19 protein-coding genes are annotated in these 18154 nt (G+C 33.0%); 12 read left to right on the forward strand and 7 right to left on the reverse strand.

Going from position 1 to position 18154, the window contains the following annotated elements; translation table 11 throughout:
• Nucleotides 1-849 (forward strand): copper amine oxidase N-terminal domain-containing protein, encoded by an 849-nt coding sequence (locus JRC48_RS09665; RefSeq protein ID WP_235069355.1) that lies wholly within the window; start codon nt 1-3, stop codon nt 847-849.
• Nucleotides 850-978: 129 nt separating this feature from the next.
• Here the strand turns inward: JRC48_RS09665 and JRC48_RS09670 are convergent, their stop codons facing one another.
• A complete protein-coding gene (locus tag JRC48_RS09670) occupies nt 979-1383 on the reverse strand; it encodes a pyridoxamine 5'-phosphate oxidase family protein (protein WP_235069356.1) in 405 nt (134 codons plus the stop codon).
• Between the two features lie 149 nt (nt 1384-1532).
• Here JRC48_RS09670 and JRC48_RS09675 point away from each other — a divergent pair, with 149 nt between their 5' ends.
• Nucleotides 1533-1721 (forward strand): (2Fe-2S)-binding protein, encoded by a 189-nt coding sequence (locus JRC48_RS09675; RefSeq protein ID WP_235069357.1) that lies wholly within the window; start codon nt 1533-1535, stop codon nt 1719-1721.
• Between the two features lie 133 nt (nt 1722-1854).
• Here JRC48_RS09675 and JRC48_RS09680 read toward each other — a convergent pair whose 3' ends face one another.
• Entirely contained in the window at nt 1855-2067 is a 213-nt protein-coding gene (locus JRC48_RS09680) for a zinc ribbon domain-containing protein (protein ID WP_235069358.1), read from the reverse strand.
• Nucleotides 2068-2444: 377 nt separating this feature from the next.
• Between JRC48_RS09680 and JRC48_RS09685 the strand changes: the two genes are divergently transcribed.
• The 9 genes from JRC48_RS09685 (at nt 2445) to JRC48_RS09725 (ending at nt 11675) form a co-directional block, all read left to right on the forward strand.
• Nucleotides 2445-3173: a YebC/PmpR family DNA-binding transcriptional regulator gene (locus JRC48_RS09685; protein WP_235069359.1), complete on the forward strand. Its 729-nt coding sequence runs from the start codon at nt 2445-2447 to the stop codon at nt 3171-3173.
• A 139-nt stretch (nt 3174-3312) separates the two neighbouring features.
• The gene (locus JRC48_RS09690; protein ID WP_235069360.1) at nt 3313-4230 is read left to right on the forward strand and encodes a tyrosine-type recombinase/integrase; all 918 of its coding nucleotides are present in this window, start codon (nt 3313-3315) and stop codon (nt 4228-4230) included.
• Nucleotides 4230-4454: a DUF5348 domain-containing protein gene (locus tag JRC48_RS09695; protein WP_235069361.1), complete on the forward strand. Its 225-nt coding sequence runs from the start codon at nt 4230-4232 to the stop codon at nt 4452-4454. Before JRC48_RS09690 ends, JRC48_RS09695 begins: the two co-directional genes overlap by 1 nt.
• Nucleotides 4455-5302: 848 nt before the next feature.
• The gene (locus tag JRC48_RS09700; RefSeq protein WP_235069362.1) at nt 5303-5449 is read left to right on the forward strand and encodes a hypothetical protein; all 147 of its coding nucleotides are present in this window, start codon (nt 5303-5305) and stop codon (nt 5447-5449) included.
• A gap of 138 nt (nt 5450-5587) precedes the next feature.
• On the forward strand, nt 5588-5947 hold the full coding sequence (locus tag JRC48_RS09705) for a hypothetical protein (protein ID WP_235069363.1): 360 nt from the start codon (nt 5588-5590) through the stop codon (nt 5945-5947).
• A 2-nt stretch (nt 5948-5949) separates the two neighbouring features.
• Nucleotides 5950-6174 (forward strand): hypothetical protein, encoded by a 225-nt coding sequence (locus JRC48_RS09710; RefSeq protein ID WP_235069364.1) that lies wholly within the window; start codon nt 5950-5952, stop codon nt 6172-6174.
• A 1099-nt stretch (nt 6175-7273) separates the two neighbouring features.
• Nucleotides 7274-8869: a hypothetical protein gene (locus JRC48_RS09715; RefSeq protein ID WP_235069365.1), complete on the forward strand. Its 1596-nt coding sequence runs from the start codon at nt 7274-7276 to the stop codon at nt 8867-8869.
• Nucleotides 8870-8918: 49 nt separating this feature from the next.
• On the forward strand, nt 8919-10415 hold the full coding sequence (locus JRC48_RS09720) for a DEAD/DEAH box helicase family protein (RefSeq protein ID WP_235069366.1): 1497 nt from the start codon (nt 8919-8921) through the stop codon (nt 10413-10415).
• A gap of 879 nt (nt 10416-11294) precedes the next feature.
• Nucleotides 11295-11675, forward strand: a complete 381-nt coding sequence (locus JRC48_RS09725) for a hypothetical protein (RefSeq protein ID WP_235069367.1) — start codon at nt 11295-11297, stop codon at nt 11673-11675.
• A 154-nt stretch (nt 11676-11829) separates the two neighbouring features.
• Here JRC48_RS09725 and JRC48_RS09730 read toward each other — a convergent pair whose 3' ends face one another.
• The 4 genes from JRC48_RS09730 to JRC48_RS09745 form a co-directional block, all read right to left on the reverse strand.
• Nucleotides 11830-12030: a cold-shock protein gene (locus tag JRC48_RS09730; protein ID WP_235069368.1), complete on the reverse strand. Its 201-nt coding sequence runs from the start codon at nt 12028-12030 to the stop codon at nt 11830-11832.
• Between the two features lie 229 nt (nt 12031-12259).
• Complete coding sequence (locus tag JRC48_RS09735) at nt 12260-13870, reverse strand: IS1182 family transposase (RefSeq protein WP_235069369.1); 1611 nt, start codon at nt 13868-13870, stop codon at nt 12260-12262.
• 139 nt (nt 13871-14009) lie between these two features.
• The gene (locus JRC48_RS09740; protein ID WP_235069370.1) at nt 14010-14294 is read right to left on the reverse strand and encodes a hypothetical protein; all 285 of its coding nucleotides are present in this window, start codon (nt 14292-14294) and stop codon (nt 14010-14012) included.
• Nucleotides 14295-14564: 270 nt separating this feature from the next.
• The gene (locus JRC48_RS09745) at nt 14565-15392 is read right to left on the reverse strand and encodes an undecaprenyl-diphosphate phosphatase (protein ID WP_235069371.1); all 828 of its coding nucleotides are present in this window, start codon (nt 15390-15392) and stop codon (nt 14565-14567) included.
• A 156-nt stretch (nt 15393-15548) separates the two neighbouring features.
• Between JRC48_RS09745 and JRC48_RS09750 the strand changes: the two genes are divergently transcribed.
• Entirely contained in the window at nt 15549-16370 is an 822-nt protein-coding gene (locus tag JRC48_RS09750) for a metallophosphoesterase (protein ID WP_235069372.1), read from the forward strand.
• 78 nt (nt 16371-16448) lie between these two features.
• Here JRC48_RS09750 and JRC48_RS09755 read toward each other — a convergent pair whose 3' ends face one another.
• Entirely contained in the window at nt 16449-18143 is a 1695-nt protein-coding gene (locus JRC48_RS09755) for a M3 family oligoendopeptidase (protein WP_235069373.1), read from the reverse strand.
• Nucleotides 18144-18154: the final 11 nt, after the last annotated feature.

Below are 18154 nucleotides of genomic sequence, written 5' to 3' on the forward strand. Positions count from 1 at the left end.
ATGAAACATACATTATTTTTTATATTTTCACTTTTACCAGCCTTTTTAACCAATCATCAAGAAGTAGTTAAAACAGTCACGATCACTGCTGATGTTCATGAAAACTTGGCATCTTTAGATGATATCACTACTTCATTAGGCGGAACCGTAACGTTTAATGAAGAGACAATGAATTATACTTACCTTATTAATGAGCAAGAAATTACTCTAAACTTAGAGTTTGGGTATAGTCTAGTTAATGGAGAAAAAGAAGCTTTATTGATAGAAGCTGACGAGAAAACAAAATTAATGACGATTCAGTGGCAAAAACCGGAATTAATTGACGAAGAAATCTATGTACCTATTGAATATATTGAACGCATTTTAGGTGCAACTTATGAGGATGAAGCATTTATATTCTCAATCACTGAGGCTCATGAGGATGTTGCTGAAGAGGATGAAGAAATAGAAGAAGAAAAAGTAGAAGTCATTCCAAATCAACCTGAAACAAATCACCCAATCTCTAATGAATCATCAAATCAAGGAACAACTCAATCCAAACCTCAACAAACACCAACAACGCCATCTAAGCCAGAATCAAAGCCGGAAGATACAAAGCCTTCTACTCCAGTTGAACCAGAGGTAACACCAGAAGAAGAGGAGTCTGAGCCTGAATCTGAACCAATCCAACCAAAACCTGAAGATCCGGTCATTGAAGAGCCAGAAGAAGAAATAGAAGAAAATCCTTCTATGGATTCTGAAGTAGACAATTCTGATTCTGAAAATGTATCCACTGACTTAAGTCTTGAAAACACAGAGTCTGAAAGCATACTATCTCAAGATTTTAATAATTTAGAGCTAGCCGACTAACATTAATACAAATTAAAAAGGCAAAATAGAGTTTCTATTTTGCCTTTTTTGTACCCCATTCTATAAAAAAATAATCATCCTAACTAATCTCAACATGCTTAATAAAGGATTTATACCATCCTATTTTATTTAAAACTGAATTTCTCTTAGTGATCGATTTAGCTTTTTATTTATCATCGTTACTTTTCCATGATCGATATAAAAGACTTTAAAGATAGGATTCGTTGCCTCTTTGAAAATCCCTTTTAATTTTTCTTGTTGATCAAGAATTTTTTGTTTTAACGTTAAATCTTCTGAAAACTTCACTTCTCCATAAAGACGAATCATCGTTCCATCTTCTGCAGCCACAGAAAAAGCCACTTGTGGATAGCTTACTAATTGATGATAAACATTTTTAGTTGAGTGAGTGCAAAAAATAAAACGTCCCTCTTCTTCAAATTGTAACTGAAATGGACGAACATCGGGAAAGCCTTCATTTATCGTCGCTAAAAATCCATTCACCTGTGGATGTAAATAATTTAATACTTCCTTCATCTTATCCTCCTTATTTTCTTACACATCAAATAATAACTTCAAATAGTATCCTTATCTATTATACTTATCCTTCAAATCTAAAAGCAATGAACTTGTCGAATTCACTGACTTGATATAAAATAAAATGACGAAATAAAAGGAGGATCTTCATGGATTTAAATAAAAAAATCTGTTACTGCTTTAATGTAACAGTAGGTGATATTAAAGAAGAAATCGAGACAGGATCAACAACTTTACAAGAAATTCAATCTGAAACAAAAGCAGGTATGGCTTGTAAAGGATGTATAACTCGTCTACAAGAAACCATTGATACTTTATTAGCTGAAAAAGCTATTTAACAACACTAAAAAGGAGGAAATTAATGAATTTCCTCCTTTTTTTATTCATTCACTCGTCACCTATTTATTGTAAGTCAATATTTCTATCTAAATGACTCATACTATAAGGATGACGAACAGTTAAAAACGTCATTTATCCACCAATTAAATAATCAAAAATATTTTCTAAATCACTTGTTGTTCCTTTATAGATCTCTGTATACTTACACTTTTTACATGTGATGGTTGTAAATCTTCGATTTTGAACATCAAATAGCTTTGAAAAACCGCCACCTGTGGCGCAAAATTCATCTACTTCATACTCACGATGATGACACTTTGGACAAACATAATTTTCAGTATTCATATCATTTCCCCCTAATTATCTAATGCTTTAATAAAGCGCTAAAAAGATTTAGTTTCTTGTGTAATCCCTGTCTCTAATCACAATCGAATGATACAGAGGTTTTTTCTTATTAAGCACCACCTTATATTTTTTTAGATATTAGATTACAGTAACAATTAATAGAAAACTCTCTTCGTTTCTTAGATTACGATTAGCATATCATATTCCTAAGTCTAATTATATTAATTTATGCATTTTTTTATATTTTTTAAACATGAAAAAGTCGTAAACGGATAAAACTTGAAAATATAGGAGACAGAGGAGTATAATAAATAAATGTGTAGTTAGTATTCTGACAGTTGTTATTTAACTAAAATTTATTTTAGGAGTGATACCCAATGGGTCGTAAGTGGAATAATATTAAATACGGAAAAGCTGCAAAAGATGCTGCTCGTTCAAAAGTTTTAGCTCGTTTTGGTAAAGAAATCTACATGGCTGCTAAAAATGGTGATCCAGATCCAGCTCTAAACCGTAACTTAGCATCTGTTATTGACCGTGCGAAAGTTGCAGGGGTGAATCGAGAAATCATTGATCGCGCCATTAACAAAGCAAAAGGTGGTTCTGAAGAAAACTATGACTTCATTCGTTATGAAGGATATGGACCAAATGGAGCAGCAGTTATCGTTGATACATTAACAGATAACGTAAATCGTACAGTTGCTGAAGTGCGTGCAGCATTCAATAAAAATGGTGGGAAAATCGGTGTAAGTGGTGCCGTAGCGTTCATGTTCGAACCAACAGCATTATTTGGATTCAATGGAAACTCTGCTGATGAAATCTTAGAAGGATTAATAGAAGCAGATGTTGAAGTTCGTGATGTTGAAGAAGAAGATGGGGAAATTACAGTATATGCTGATCAAGATCAATTCCATGCCGTTCAAACAGCATTAAACGAAATGGGAATCACAGAATTTGAAGCTTCTGAATTAACAATGTTACCAACTTCAACAGTAGAATTATCTGAAGAAGCGATGGAAAAATTCCAAAAATTAATTGACGTTTTAGAAGACTTAGATGATGTTCAACAAGTTTACCATAACGTAGAAATGCCTGAAGAAGAAGAATAAACCTCATAATATCAATGATTTATAACATTAATAGTAATAGCTACTAGATGAAAATCCTTTAACTTTATGGTGTACAAAGTAAAAACCATAATGTTACTTTATGATATACACTTCCTATTAACTAGGAGGTGTTTTTTTTATGTTGTTGGAAGATGTTATGCTAGAATTTGAATTTCATTTACAGACCAAAAACTACTCGCCAAGAACTATTAAAGGTTACAGAAACAACAACAAAAGATTTATTTCTTACTTGTCTACTCACAAAGTCACAAGGCTACAACAAGTTAATTCTAAACACATTAAATCCTACATCAATCAACTATTAACACTAGGTAGGCAACCTATTTACTGCAATGGTATTCTCAAGTGCATCAGAGCATTCTTCAACTATTGTCTTGAAGAAGAATATATCACTACAAATCCATGTGACAAGGTGAGTTGGATCAAAGAGCCTAAGTGTATCATCAATACATTCAATGATAGTGAGATACAATCCATGCTCAATGCTTATCAAGGTCACACCTTCATGGATATTAGAAATAAATTGATTATCGGATTATTGGTCGACACTGGAATTAGAAATTTAGAATTATGTAATATCAATACCTTAGATGTTAGAGATAGAGTTATCCACATTCATGGTAAAGGAAACAAAGAGAGAGTTGTACCTATCTCACCAATGCTCAAGAAGTTAATTATCAGATATGATAGAGTTCGCTCACTTTATGTACAAGACAAACTTATTACAGATGACTGCTACCTATTGAGTCAAACTGGTAATAGGCTAACAGTTGAAGCAGTTGAGCGAGTTGTTAGAAACTGTGGACAACTGGCTAAAGTAAGAGATAGTATCAGATGTTCACCTCATACCATTAGACACTATTATGCACAAGCCATGCTTAGAGGTGGACTTGATGTGTATTCACTTAGTCGATTACTAGGTCATGAAGATATTTCAATCACCAAGAGATACTTACAATCAATTCAAGATGATAGCATTATTGAGTTAGCTAGTACAACAAGTCCATTGATGAATATTAGAGGAGGGAGTAAGTAATGCTAACTCTTAGATATAATCCCGCTACATTGAGATTTGAATGTTGTGAGGATAATGTTATTTATCCCCTTACAAGTGGGACTAAATTTAATCTTTATTGTGATGATGAAGATATAGTGGTAGCGGGAAGAATTGAACATCATAATGTAAATGGATACTACTTCATAGATACACAAGGATATGTAACTTATTTATATAGTGGAATGTTAGGCACTCTTGATTGAGTGTCTTTTCTTATGCCTAAATACCCTAGAATTCCCCACAGAACTAGCATCTGAGAGCCTTTAGCTATGGGGTAGTGCAATTGTTAGGGGAAGCAACTAAACCTCTCAGATTGGCGATTTCTCCCATGATTCTGACCATAGAATTGATGCTAGTACAATTAGTCTAGTAGATTGATACAACTCAATTTATCCCCTATATCATTGAGGTAAAATAGCTTAAACTCAATGCAATTAGTCATTATTAGTCACTGTTAGATATCATGCCATAGGATAGTGAAATCCCTTACAGAAACCCACCTATTTGCTCTTAGAATGTCTAGGTAATGTAATTGTGAGGGTAAGTGGTAAAGGCTCTTAAATGGGCGATTTGGTGGGTATTTTAGCGCTGTCTTTGAGAACTTCGCTACTATTGATGTAGATAATTTTAAAAAAGTTTTTGGAAAGTGTCACATTTCGAATATGGGTAGCATATGCTATTGCATAAGCAACTATGCAAAGTGCAAAGCACAAGCAAGGTGCAAAGCAAAAGCCTACCTGCCACCACTATACCCTTGTGTATTCTGCAATTAATTAAATAAAATTACCTACTCAATTAGATTAAGTTACCTACATGGTAGCTTATTTTTTTTGCTAAAGTTACTAACTTCAAATTGCTATTGCAATCTACATACATATTGCAGTAGTGAGGGTTATTGCAATTACAATAGGCTCTATTATAAATCAAATGACATTGTTGGAATCATCATAGCATTTATTGGTAATTAAATATGAAATCAGTATTGCAAAGTCATTAGATTTTATTGCAACTTACTGGTGAAGTACCTTTTTAAAAGGGAGCTTAGTAACTGGTGGCTATAGTGATACCTATTGTTATTACTAAAGATGCTAATGAATTAGATTGGGAAACTGTATGGGATAAGCATACATCTTATGATAGTGTTGCAGGTGTCGCTATTGGTCGAGATGTACTAAATGATGGTCAGACAATTGGATAAAGGACACACAACAAATGATGCATATATAGATGTTGCTATCTCAATGAATAACACTCTTGATGAGTTATTGATAGGTAGATGCGATATTTTTTTAGCATTTATGTGCCATTTAAAAATACAGAAGAAAGGACTGATATAATGAACAAATTCAAGTTAAAGTCAAAACCATATCAAACTAGCGAATACACATTAATTCAATATGCACCAATCAAGGAATTAGGTGAAACCAAAGAGGAGATTGATTTAGTCAACTATGAAGCCAAGTGTACCTACATGGGTATTTGGCAGAATGCTATTGAGTTGAGCTATAAGTTCAAAGCACACCTAGAGCAACAAGGTATTGATACAACATTCATTGATAAAGAGATAGTTAAAGTGTGGGATAGTGTGCTTCTAGCATATCATCATGAATTGATTACTAAAGAAGACTGCAACATCATTGTAGACACTGAGATTGGTGCAAAAGAAGAATACATGAGAGCAAAGGAGAATCAATAGAAATGGCAAATCATTTAAAGAGAAAAGTTGAACAAGAGCAATTAGACTTCTTAGCAAAGAATGTAGGGCGAGTGTTCCCATCATTCAAATATCTAACAACCCAACTTTGGGGAAAACCTTATTCGGATAATCGAATGAAAGAAAGAGACAAGAAGCGACTAGATCAATATGTAGAGATTGAGTATCGAGAAGACACATGGCAAGTTAAGATTATCAAGATGAAGTAAGCTATCGATTGTGGTAGCTTATTGCTTTAACATTTATGTGCTATTGTTGATATTAAGTCGGTGAGAATCTTAGGATATTTTTAACAATTAATGTAGGGTAGATACCGACATAAATTCAACTATATTAATTGAAATAGTGAACCAATTAGACCTAGTGGATATGTCACATTGAACAGTACAATTTTGTTCCTATACTAAATGGTGGACACCTATGATTTTATTCGATGGAACAAAGAAACTAAAACATCATACTATCAAGGCTATGAGGTAGTATTGCAATAGGTAATAGTCATAACAAATTAACCAATCAAATTGTTAGGGATAGTTAGGATTCGAGAAGATTGGTATTAGCTATTTCTTCTAAGAAGGTACTACCTACAAATTGAAGTGTTAGACCATTAATTTAAATTGTTAGGATGTGGTAGACACTTATTCTATCCCTCCCGCTAGTTGTCATAATTGACATTGTGGAAACCAATTGAAATCTTCCTATTTGAGTAGGAAATCTTATACTGTTTTATCTAGTATTGAACTCTAAATATGCTAGTATTGAAAACAAAATAAAAACCACTATTAGAAGTGGCAGAAAGGAAGTGATTGTATGGAATCTATTGGAGTAGCTATTGTATTTAGTCTAATGATGTTGTTATGCAGTATGATTTATGACCTTAAATCATATCAAATCGAACTGCTAGAAAAGAAAATTGAAGAATTAACAAAATAATGAAAATATTTCAAATAAATTTAAAAAAGTATTGATTCCTGGAAATGATTATGTTACAATAAAAGAGCTATCCTCTAAGTTGGGATAGATGTAAAAATAAATGTAGCAGGAACTTTAACCTTTTTTGTCATTAAAGGGTAAGGTCTTTTTTGCTACCTCTTTTTGCACTATTACATTAGCCACAATATTTTGAAGTGGAATAACTAATTAATTTGAAAGGGGTTTATACAATGAATTTAAACCGAGTAAACAAACTAAACCAAAGGAGTGTGCCTACATGAATGACACAATAGCAACAATATGCTTGATGTTCTATTAATAATTTAATCAATCTGATAATAGTAGTAGGTCACTCCTCGAAAGGAATGATCTATTATGAATCTATTGTCAGAGCAAATGCAACAAGAATTAACATGGCTAGAGGAAGGTAACTATAAGTACCTAGGTTTCAAGGTGCTTGAAGCTACTATTGATACCTCTACTTTAGAGAGAAGCAGTCAAGGTATCATTTGGAATCCCGCTTCTGTTAATAAAGATAAGATGTGTAGATATAAGGTTACACTTGAAAACAAACAAGGTGATACATTCACTCTTGAACATGACCTTATTATCAAGGACATCATTGAAACTAAACAGAAGAATCCATCTCTAGTGCTACAAGATACACAAACAAATGTTGTAGCGGGAATGGATGGAGAAATCCAAACTTCTAGCTTCCTTAATAATCCTAACACTGTAATGTCTAAGGTGCTAGGCTGTACTGTCTTCAACAAGAAAGAAAGGCAATCATTAATTCATTGTGAAACTCCAACTATTCACTATGAACAATATGACTTTCCTTCATTGTATATGATAATCTCTGATAAGTCAATATATGTTGGCATAACTTATCGCAAATTATCAGATAGAATCTATGAACACTGTACCTTGACTAAGGATAAGACAGTTAAAGCAGGTAAGTCTACATTTGAGATGATTGCTCATGAAGGTGCAGAAGTCTATTGCATTGGTATGTTTACTGATTATACCATTGAACAGATTGAAGCAATGAGTGAAGATGAAAAAGCTACTTACTTTCACAAAATGGAGCAACTTGAAACTATCATGATAACATTAGCACAAAAAGAGTTTTCACATCTAAAGTTAGTAAATAAAAAACAAATTATTGAAGATGATGATAAACTCAAAGCTAAAGTATTAGAATTACCACATGACCTATCATTTAGAATAGATTGGAAATGTTGGGATGAGTTGCATGAAGTTGAGGGGTTAGCTCCATATAGCGAAGAACTTGAGAAGGTAGCAAGATATGTTTATTCACTTGTACATGAGGTTGAGCTTAGTGATTCATTGATTTCACTGTATGAAACAGTAGGAGTTAATGTACTTGATTTACTTCAAATAGTTAATAATGTTGTAAAACCACTGAGAACTTTAGGCAAAAGAAAGATTGATTACAACAATCCGACAGAAATGCCACAAGGTAGAGCTAAAGATAGATTTGATGGATATTTTGGTTATCGCTACAATCTCAATCCAACATTCAAAAAGTCGAAACCATATTATAAGAAATTAGTTTATGGTGGTTGGGATAATCTTAGTGTAAAAGAAATGCAAGAAAAAGTACAGGAACACTTAGATGGACTCTATAAAAAAAGAAGATTATATCAAGCATACCTTAATGATGATGAAGGTATGTTCAGTATTTATCCTATGAATAATGGTGAAGTTGGCGAAGAAGTAATCTTTGAACAATATTTAGAAGAGTATCATATCAAGCCAATAGTAGTCTACATCAAAGTTAAAAAGAAACCATCAAATCCAATCCAATCCCATCAACCCACTACTCCAGAACTAAAATCAGTTGATAAATTGATTGATTGGGATGAAGAAGATGAAGAGTGGGAGTCACGCTTCAAAGAAGAACAAGCAAGGTTCTTGAAAATTCATAACAGAAAACTAAAAAGATAGAGGGGATTTCCCCCTCCTCCTATATAATATAGAAAGGAAATGATACAATATGGAAAAACTATACTACAATGACTATTTCATTCAAAACAACATTCAATATCAAAAAGGTCGCTACAACATAGTGACTCTACCTTGTGGAAGTGGCAAGACCTTCCACTGTTTAGACTTCATCACCAAGAAGCGAGAACAACATGAGCTAGAAGGTCGCAGATTAGGGAAAGAAGCTAATCTTGCTAGATGCCTATATGTTACAGATACATCTGCACTAAAAGAATCAGTCATCCATGCTTATGAGAATAAGACCAACAAGCGAGTGGAATCCACTAAAAATATTGAAGTCATCACCTATGCCAAGCTCGCTGTCTTACTATTTCAACAAGGCGAATACCTAGCAAGAGATTATGACTACATCTTCCTCGATGAAATACATCAATTGTTCCTTTACTCAGACCGCTATGATAAAGATGAAGAAAAAGGAGAGTACCAAGATATTATCGAATGCCTACCTTTTATGGTAGACTATACAACTCTAATCTGTCTAAGTGCTACACCTAAACCATTAGAAGAATATCTTGATGAAATTGATGAAAGATATAAAATTCATCAAGTCATTCCCGCTACTGATTTTCACAAGATCAAAGCCTACACTACTACTCATACTATTGGTATGTGGGATACTCTAACTGCAATAGAGAATATTGAGTTAAAACCACAAGACAAGATGTTCATCTTTGCTACAACAATTAAGGAATTGAGAAACCTCGAAGAAGTATGTCAAAAGAAAGGATACTCAACATTAGCATTATGGTCAAATCGCTATAACCTTATGCGCTCAGGTGATGAAGAACAAGAGGCAAATTTAGCAATGAAGCGAATGACAGACTATCAACTTTATGCAAGAGAGAAATTACTCACTACTGGTGAATTTGATGAGCAAGTCATTCTATTGAATGGTGCATATGAAAGTGGTATCAACATTGAGAATGGAAAAGATAGTGAGCAAAGGACAGTCCATGTGGTAGTTTGTACCTCATGTGAATATACCATCACACAAGCAAGAGGTCGAGTAAGACACAATATTGATTGCCTATACTATTTATCACATCACAATGATTGGTATGAATCAGAAGGGAAAGGTAAGGAAAGTAATCAGGCATTGGTTAAGCGATTAGACACTCTAGTTGCTCAATGCAAAGAGGATGAAACTAGATTTCAAGGTAAGGAAGGATTGAAACAGATTGCAAATATCTTGAACATTTGGTTCACTAGAGTCGATAAGAAGGGTAAGAATAAAGGTAGAACACAAGCTAAATCTATTGAAACTATTAATGACCATTTGATGCTATTAGAGTTACCTTATGAAGTTAAACTTGATAGTAATTTGAAGTGGATAGATGGTAAGAAGAAGCGACTATCATACTATGTAGTCATCAACAAAGAAGAAATCTATGATGAAGAAGATGAGAATGTTGATGTTGACTATACTGATGAAACTGTACCTAATTCAGTAACTCACAGAAGTCGCAGAGATAGAAGATTTGCATAGCAACTGATGGAACATTTTTTTGGGGTCTATACAGACTATAAGACCCCATTTTTTTGTTCCAAGATAAATCAGTGTAGTTGCAAGATGAAACACAAAATAAGAGTAAAATCTCATACCCCAAAATTGAGTAGCGGGATAGACTAGGATAATTCAACAGTTGATGAATAGATAATCCTAGTGACTCCTAGTTGGCTATACATCTGATGTATAGCTAAATTTAGTACAGTGTGTTAGGTATCACTATGGGTGATGTCCATGAGCGATTTAGGATTCCTTATTGTTCTCAACAATATCGACTACAACATCAACAAGTGAGGCTCAATCTTAGCTTTATGATAGACATATAATTTAGTTAGACTATTGCAATATCTAAGATTATGATATACAATTAGAAAATGAAGTGTATATCATATGCAGTAATTATTACTATGATTAATTAAATCAATTGGTATTATCATATTATTATTAGCAGGTAGAAACTAGAATTTCTCTAATCTTCAGCGATGTTCAACAAGTTTACCATAACGTAGAAATGCCTGAAGAAGAAGAATAAAATAAAATTTGAATCATCTATTTTCATTTCTTAAAAATTATAACCACGTACAAAAAAGTACGTGGTTTTTATCTGTTTCATTCCCACTGGTTGAAAATCAAATCCATCATGGTATTAAAAAATTAATTTCATCTATTACTAATCAAAAGATAATACTAAATAAGAAGTGAAAACAAATTAAATCTTAAAGATGATACATCGCTCTTTTTTGTAACTTGGCATTTTATTAACTAAGTACTCGATTAATGAGCGAAAATTATTTTTTAAATTAAAATATATCATCTTATAATTAATGATTCACTACGTCAAGAAAGGATGTTTAACTTATGGAAATTAAGACTAAACACAAAAAATTTAAAAACTTTACAGAACTATATGAATTTATGTCAGAGAGTCATTTAGAAGAAATTAGCGTGACTATTAAATATCCTGATAAAACAAAAAGTGCTGGAATTATGCCAATTGATATGGTTTTATCATTTAAGAGCATTGAAGAAATCAAGACTTTAGATCAAGAGTTAAAAACATTAGCGACTGAATTTAATGAAGATTTAATTAAAATTCGTGAAGTAGCTGAAACTTATAATGAAATGAATTATTTTGATGATGAGGAAGGAGAACTACAAACTCAATTAGATAACATTGAAATAACTCCTGAATTAAAAGAAGCTATTCACCAATTAGTCACTCAAAAATTACATGCTTAATCTAATTAAAAACAGCACTGTTACAGAGCTGTTTTATTTTTAAAGATACACTTGTGGATAAATTTACGAAGAAAAGATTAACTTAAAATATCTGATTATCTTAAAACTAAATAAAAAAAAGAAGGGGAATCCCTTCTCTTTAATTTCAAAAAAATTATAATGTCACGATGTTACTCGCTTGTGCTCCACGAGCGCCTTCAACGATGTTAAAAGAAACTTTTTGTCCTTCTTCTAACGATTTAAATCCATCTCCAGCGATTGCTGAGAAGTGAGCGAACACATCGTTTCCTCCGTCTTCCGTGATGAATCCGAAACCTTTTTCTGAATTAAACCATTTAACTGTACCTGTAGTCATCATAACTACCTCCTGATATGTTGTATTTCTGTAATGAAGGTAAAAAAAAATTTCACGTATTATTACAGATTACATTTAGCTTGTATATAATCTCTAATAACATGTGAAATCATGATCTTTAAAATTTATAAACAGTAATGTATACAAACTATAATACTACATTTACACCAGATAGTCAACAGTTTTTCAATATATTTTTAATTTTTTTATTTATTTGTCTACACCTCATTTAAATAACTAGATAAAAAGATCCCACTAAATTAGGAGGCCACTGAAAAAGGAGCTTATTATTTATAAAATAATAGGCTCCTTTTTCCTTATTCTCTATCATATCCATTTTTTGTATGAGATCCAATAAACTTATCTGAAAGATAGCTTGTTTTTCTGTCACTAACCTCACTATTCTCTTCGTATTAACGACAAAAGCTGTTAAATAGGCCTGGATTTTCATGCCGAAAAGTCTCGCGAATTTACATGTTTGAAATCCGTGAGACTGTTTTAACTCGGCATTTTTGGCCTCAATTTTATAACGTTGTTTTTTCTTCTCTTTAAATTCATTTGTCTTCTGATAGTCGATAGCTTTTTGATGAATGTCCGATTTAAGGGTCATAGAATAGGTTTTCGACTTAGCCCCTGGTCGATAACATCCATCTCTTAAAGGACAATGCTTACATTTTTCTATCTCAAAGTAATAGGTTAAACTCTGATTCTTTTTTTGATTTTTCTTTCCCGTACGGGCTTTTCTGACACTTAAATGTCCAGCTGGACATCTCATTTGTCCCGCATCTTTATTATATTCAAATCCTTCAACTTCTCGTTTTCCACCATTTAAGACAATTGGATTTAACGGCGTTACAGCCGTTATATTTTCTTGCTCCATGTACCCTAAGTTCTCTTTACTTGAATAGGCGGCATCCGCTAAGACTTCTTTCACTTCTATCCCGTTCTTTTTTGATTTTTCAACCAATGTTTTCAAATACTTTCCATCACTGACTTCACCCGTGGTCACTTCAATCGCTGTCATGAGACGCTCCTCCGTGATGGCTAGATGTGTCTTATATCCGGCAAACGCCTCAGTTTTAGATTTATAACTCATTTTAGCTTCTGGATCTGAGACAGAAAGAATGGCTTGGTAGGTTCCATTTTTTAGGATATCTAACGCTTTTTCTCTCGCTTCTTGAATCTGTCTATTTTTATCTTGATAGCGATGAGAAAACTCTATTAATTCTTGAGTATAAATGACCTCTTCTTCAAGTGAAGCAGTGGAATGAAGCTTTGGAGGAACATGATCCTTCACCTCAGGAACGTAACGATAAAGTTGTTTTCGGATATTTTTAGAAACCTCTCTTAAATTCTCAATGGGAGTTTTAACTTGATACTGACTTCGTGTATGTGTGGCATCCAGGATCAGTGTCTTTGATGGAATTAAGTTCTTTTGAATCGCTTGGTTAATCACTTCACCTAATAAATCCTCTAAGATGTCCTCCTGATTTAATCTCAGTTTTCTGAACTTAGTTAAGGAAGACGGATGCATGAGTGGATCTTCGGGGTCTAAATTCAAAAAGTATTTATAAGCCATATTGACTTGAGCCTCTTGAATGACACGCTCATCCGACAGATTGTAAAGCATTTTAAGGAATAATAACTTAAACATGACTTCAGGAGAATAGGCAGGACGTCCATAATCAATGGAATAACGATCACTTAGTAACGGTGTGACAAATGAAAAATCAATCTGTTCCTCGATTAAACGTAAGGGATGATTTTTTGGAACGATTTTATCGTATAAGGGATGTCCTTGAGAAAGATTTAAGGATAATTGTTCAAAGTCTTTAATCATGATGAGCCTCCAAAAATGTCATTAGTCAAGTCATTATATCACAAATGATAAAAAAACACTGAAATCCTTCAGGCTTCAGTGTTTTCCTTTTTTTGTGAGTTGTTTTTCAGTGCCCTCCTAAATTAGTGAGATCTTTTACTTACTCATTTTCATCTTCACGATGACGCTTGATAAAGCCATACATTCCATCGCCTAGTTCAACTGTATATTGATTATCATCAGAAACAAAATAATAACCATAAGGGGCATAATCTTCTAATGAATATTTAATCGTTCCTAAGATATTAGTCGTATCCTGTTGGCTAAGAGTAAAAACATCACCATCATTTAATGTCGTCACTACATCACCTAAATCGGTATAGCAGTTAAATTTTTTCGTTTTTTCATCGAAAACGATTTGTACATACATATTATGTGTTGCCATCAAACCATCCTTCCTAACTTCATTGTTGTTATTAGTTTGGTTTTATTGACTTATTTAATGTGTTTTTCTTTTAAGTCGCCTAAATTTTATGATTGCTACGAGTAAGTCATCACTCGTTTTATATTATTCTTGTATAAATCGTATCTTACTAACATATACTAATATTACGTCCAGGTGGAACTATCCTTTAGCTTCCATATAAAAAACCCTCTATGCTTTTCATTAGAGGGTTTTTTATTTTCATTTTTTAAATAATATTTTATTTTTAATTTATCCTGCAAAGAACATAAAATATGCCATGACAAGGATTCCTAACACAATTCGATACCAACCGAATACTTTAAAATCATGTTTTTTAATATATCCCATTAAGAACTTAATAGCTAAGATTGAAACAAAAAACGCGACTAATGTTCCTGTTCCAAGCGTGATCGCTTCTGCTGCTGTGAAATCAAATCCGAACTTCACCATTTTTAATAAACTTGCACCTAACATCACAGGAATAGCTAAGAAGAACGTAAACTCTGATGCAACATAACGTGAAGCTCCAATTAAAATAGCTCCAATAATTGTTGCTCCTGAACGAGAAGTTCCAGGAATTAAAGCTAGTAATTGAAACACACCGACCGTGAATGCAAATTTATACGTAATTTGTGTTAAATCATTAATAACTGGACGGCGCCCTTTATTATAGTTTTCAACAATAATAAATAAAATTCCGTAAACAATTAACATTAACGCAACCGTTTGATAATTATAAAAATGTTCATCTAACCAATCATCAAATAATAATCCAATAACAGCGGCAGGTAAGCAAGCCACAACAATTTTAAACCATAAGCTCATTGTATCTTCTTTAATTTTAAATCCACCTTTAAATTCGAATGGAAATAACTTATCCCAAAATAAACAAACGACTGCCATAATGGCTCCAAGTTGAATTACGACAAAGAACATCTTCATAAATTCAGGAGTCATATTTAATTTAATAAATTCATCCACTAAAATCATATGTCCTGTACTACTTACAGGTAGCCACTCAGTAATCCCCTCAACGATTCCCAAGAAAATGACTTTTAAAATTTCAATAAAATCCACGATTAACCCTCCTATTTATCATTCAACCAATCCCCAAAAGCATTGATTTCTATAACCTCTTTATGATACTACGGATTAGTTGCTAAGAAAATACTTAATTTGTATAAACTTACATCGCAAATTCCTATATAATAAATGAAAAAAGGGGGATTTTAGATGAAAACAGCAAAGGTTTTTCTTGTTTCACTATTTTTTATAACTGCATTAAGTATTTTTTTATATAGTCAAAATCACTGGATTAGTATGGATCAATATGTTGTTCAATCATCCAATCTTCCTCAAAATTTTGATGACTTTAAAATTGTTCATCTTTCTGATTTACACGGACAATCTTTTGGAAAAAATCAGAGCTACTTACTAAAAAAGATTCATACATTCAAACCAGATCTTATCGCAATTACGGGAGATCTATTTGATGCCTCTTCTACTATTGAAGCTAGTTTTAACTTAATTGAACAACTGACTGATTATCCTGTTTATTTTGTTACTGGAAATCATGAATCGTGGCGATCTGATTATGTCGCATTAGAAAAACAATTGGCCGAATTAGGCGTTCATATTTTACGTAATGAACATAAAATCATTGAGATTGGGAAGCAACAAATCGAAATCATAGGAATTGATGATCCTAACTTTGGTGATTCTGTGGATAACAATCTTCAAGTCTCCTTAAAAGAAAGCGATCCAAACTCATTCAAACTTCTGTTATCTCATCGTCCCGAAACATTCGAGCATTATGTTGAAAAAGAAATTGATCTTGTTTTATCTGGACACGCTCATGGGGGACAGTTTAGATTGCCTTTTATCAATGGAATAGTGGCGCCTGATCAAGGTCTTTTCCCAACGTTTACAGAAGGTATTCATACAAAAAATAAAACAACCATGATTATAAGTCGTGGTCTTGGTAACAGTATTATTCCTCAACGATTGTTTAATCGTCCTAACTTAATTCAAATCATATTAAAAGCGGATGCCTAAGGCACCCGCTTTTTATTCAATTCAGTGTGTGTTACAACGAATTTATATACATAAACAGAGTAAATATTCCTTCATTACTTATAATTTTTGATCCTCCACTTGATCTAACCATGCTTTAATATCTGAAATGATTGAGCTTACACATCCATCTTCAAATGGAGATTTTAAGTTTGCGTACTCAACTAATCCTAAGAATGATTTTGTTCCTCCTATCTCACATAAACGAACATAATCGTTCCACGCTGCCTCTTTATCATCATGCATTCGTTTCCAGAACTGTAATGCACAGATTTGTGCTAATGTGTAGTCTATATAATAAAATGGACTATTGAAAATATGGGCTTGTTGGAACCACCAACTTCCACGATCTAAGAAGTCACATCCTTCATAGTTTTTATGTGGTAAGTATTGTTTTTCAAGTGAACGCCATGCTGCTTTACGCTCGGCTGGTGTTGCCTCAGGATGATAATAAACAAAGTGTTGGAAAGCATCAACAACAATTCCATAAGGAATAAACTTAATGGCTGATCCTAAATGTTCAAATTTATATTTTTCAGTATCTTCCTTAAAGAATAAATTCATCCATGGCCAAGTAAAAAATTCCATGCTCATCGAATGAATCTCACAACTTTCATACGTTGGAAAGTTTAATTCAGGTGTTTCAATCCAGCGTGAAGAATAAACTTGAAAAGCATGCCCCGCTTCATGTGTTAACACATCAATATCACCAGATGTTCCATTAAAATTAGAGAAGATAAATGGTGCTTTATATTCTGGGATATAAGTACAATATCCTCCACCTGCTTTACCTGATTTATTAACTAAATCTAATAATTCATTGTCCACCATGAAGTCAAAAAATTCTTTTGTTTGTGGGGATAACTCATGATACATCTTAACCCCATTTTCTAAAATCCATTCCGGTTCACCTTTAGGCGTTGCATTTCCTGTTTTAAATTCAAATTTTTCATCAAAATATCGAAGTGTTTCATAACCTAAACGAGAAGCTTGACGATGATATAGTGAGCTTGCTACTGGAACAATATATTCTAGCACTTGTTGACGGAAGTTTTCTACCATCTGTGGATTATAATCACTACGTGTCATACGAACATAACCCAGTTCCACAAAATTATTAAATCCTAATTTTTTGGCAATTCGTGTACGAACTTTAACGAGTTGATCATAAATGTTATCAATCTCATCTTCATGCATTTCAAAAAAAGCGTATTTAGCTTGTGACGCTGCTTCACGGACTTGACGATCTTCACTTAATAAATATTTTCCCATTCCAGAAAGGGTACGTTCTTCACCGTCAAATAAAATTTTAGCTGATGCTAATAGTTTAGTATACTGACTTGATAGCTTATTTTCCTCTTGTAAATCACTTACAATTTCAGAAGAAAACGCCTTTAAACGATAATCAATAATCGTAAAGAATTGTGCACTTAATTTCTCTTCTAATGCATCTCGATAAGCTGATGACACAACAGCTTCATAAAATAACGAATTGACTTCTTCGTATAAGGGGCTGTATTCATCCCAGTACGTTTGCTCTGCATCATAAAACTCGTCTCGCGTATCAATACTGTGACGAATTGAAGCAATGGTTGCCATCGTTTCAATATGGTTACGTAATTGATTAATTTCTTTTACAACGTCTAGTTGCTCTTGGGCGCTCTTTGCATTTTTTAATGCCTCAATTAATAAGGTCATTTGTTCTTTATATTGATTAAAATTTGGTCGTTCATAGTTAAACTCAGAAAATTTCATTTTTTCTCGCT

Source organism: Turicibacter sp. TJ11 (genome assembly GCF_021497505.1).
Classification (GTDB): domain Bacteria; phylum Bacillota_I; class Bacilli_A; order MOL361; family Turicibacteraceae; genus Turicibacter.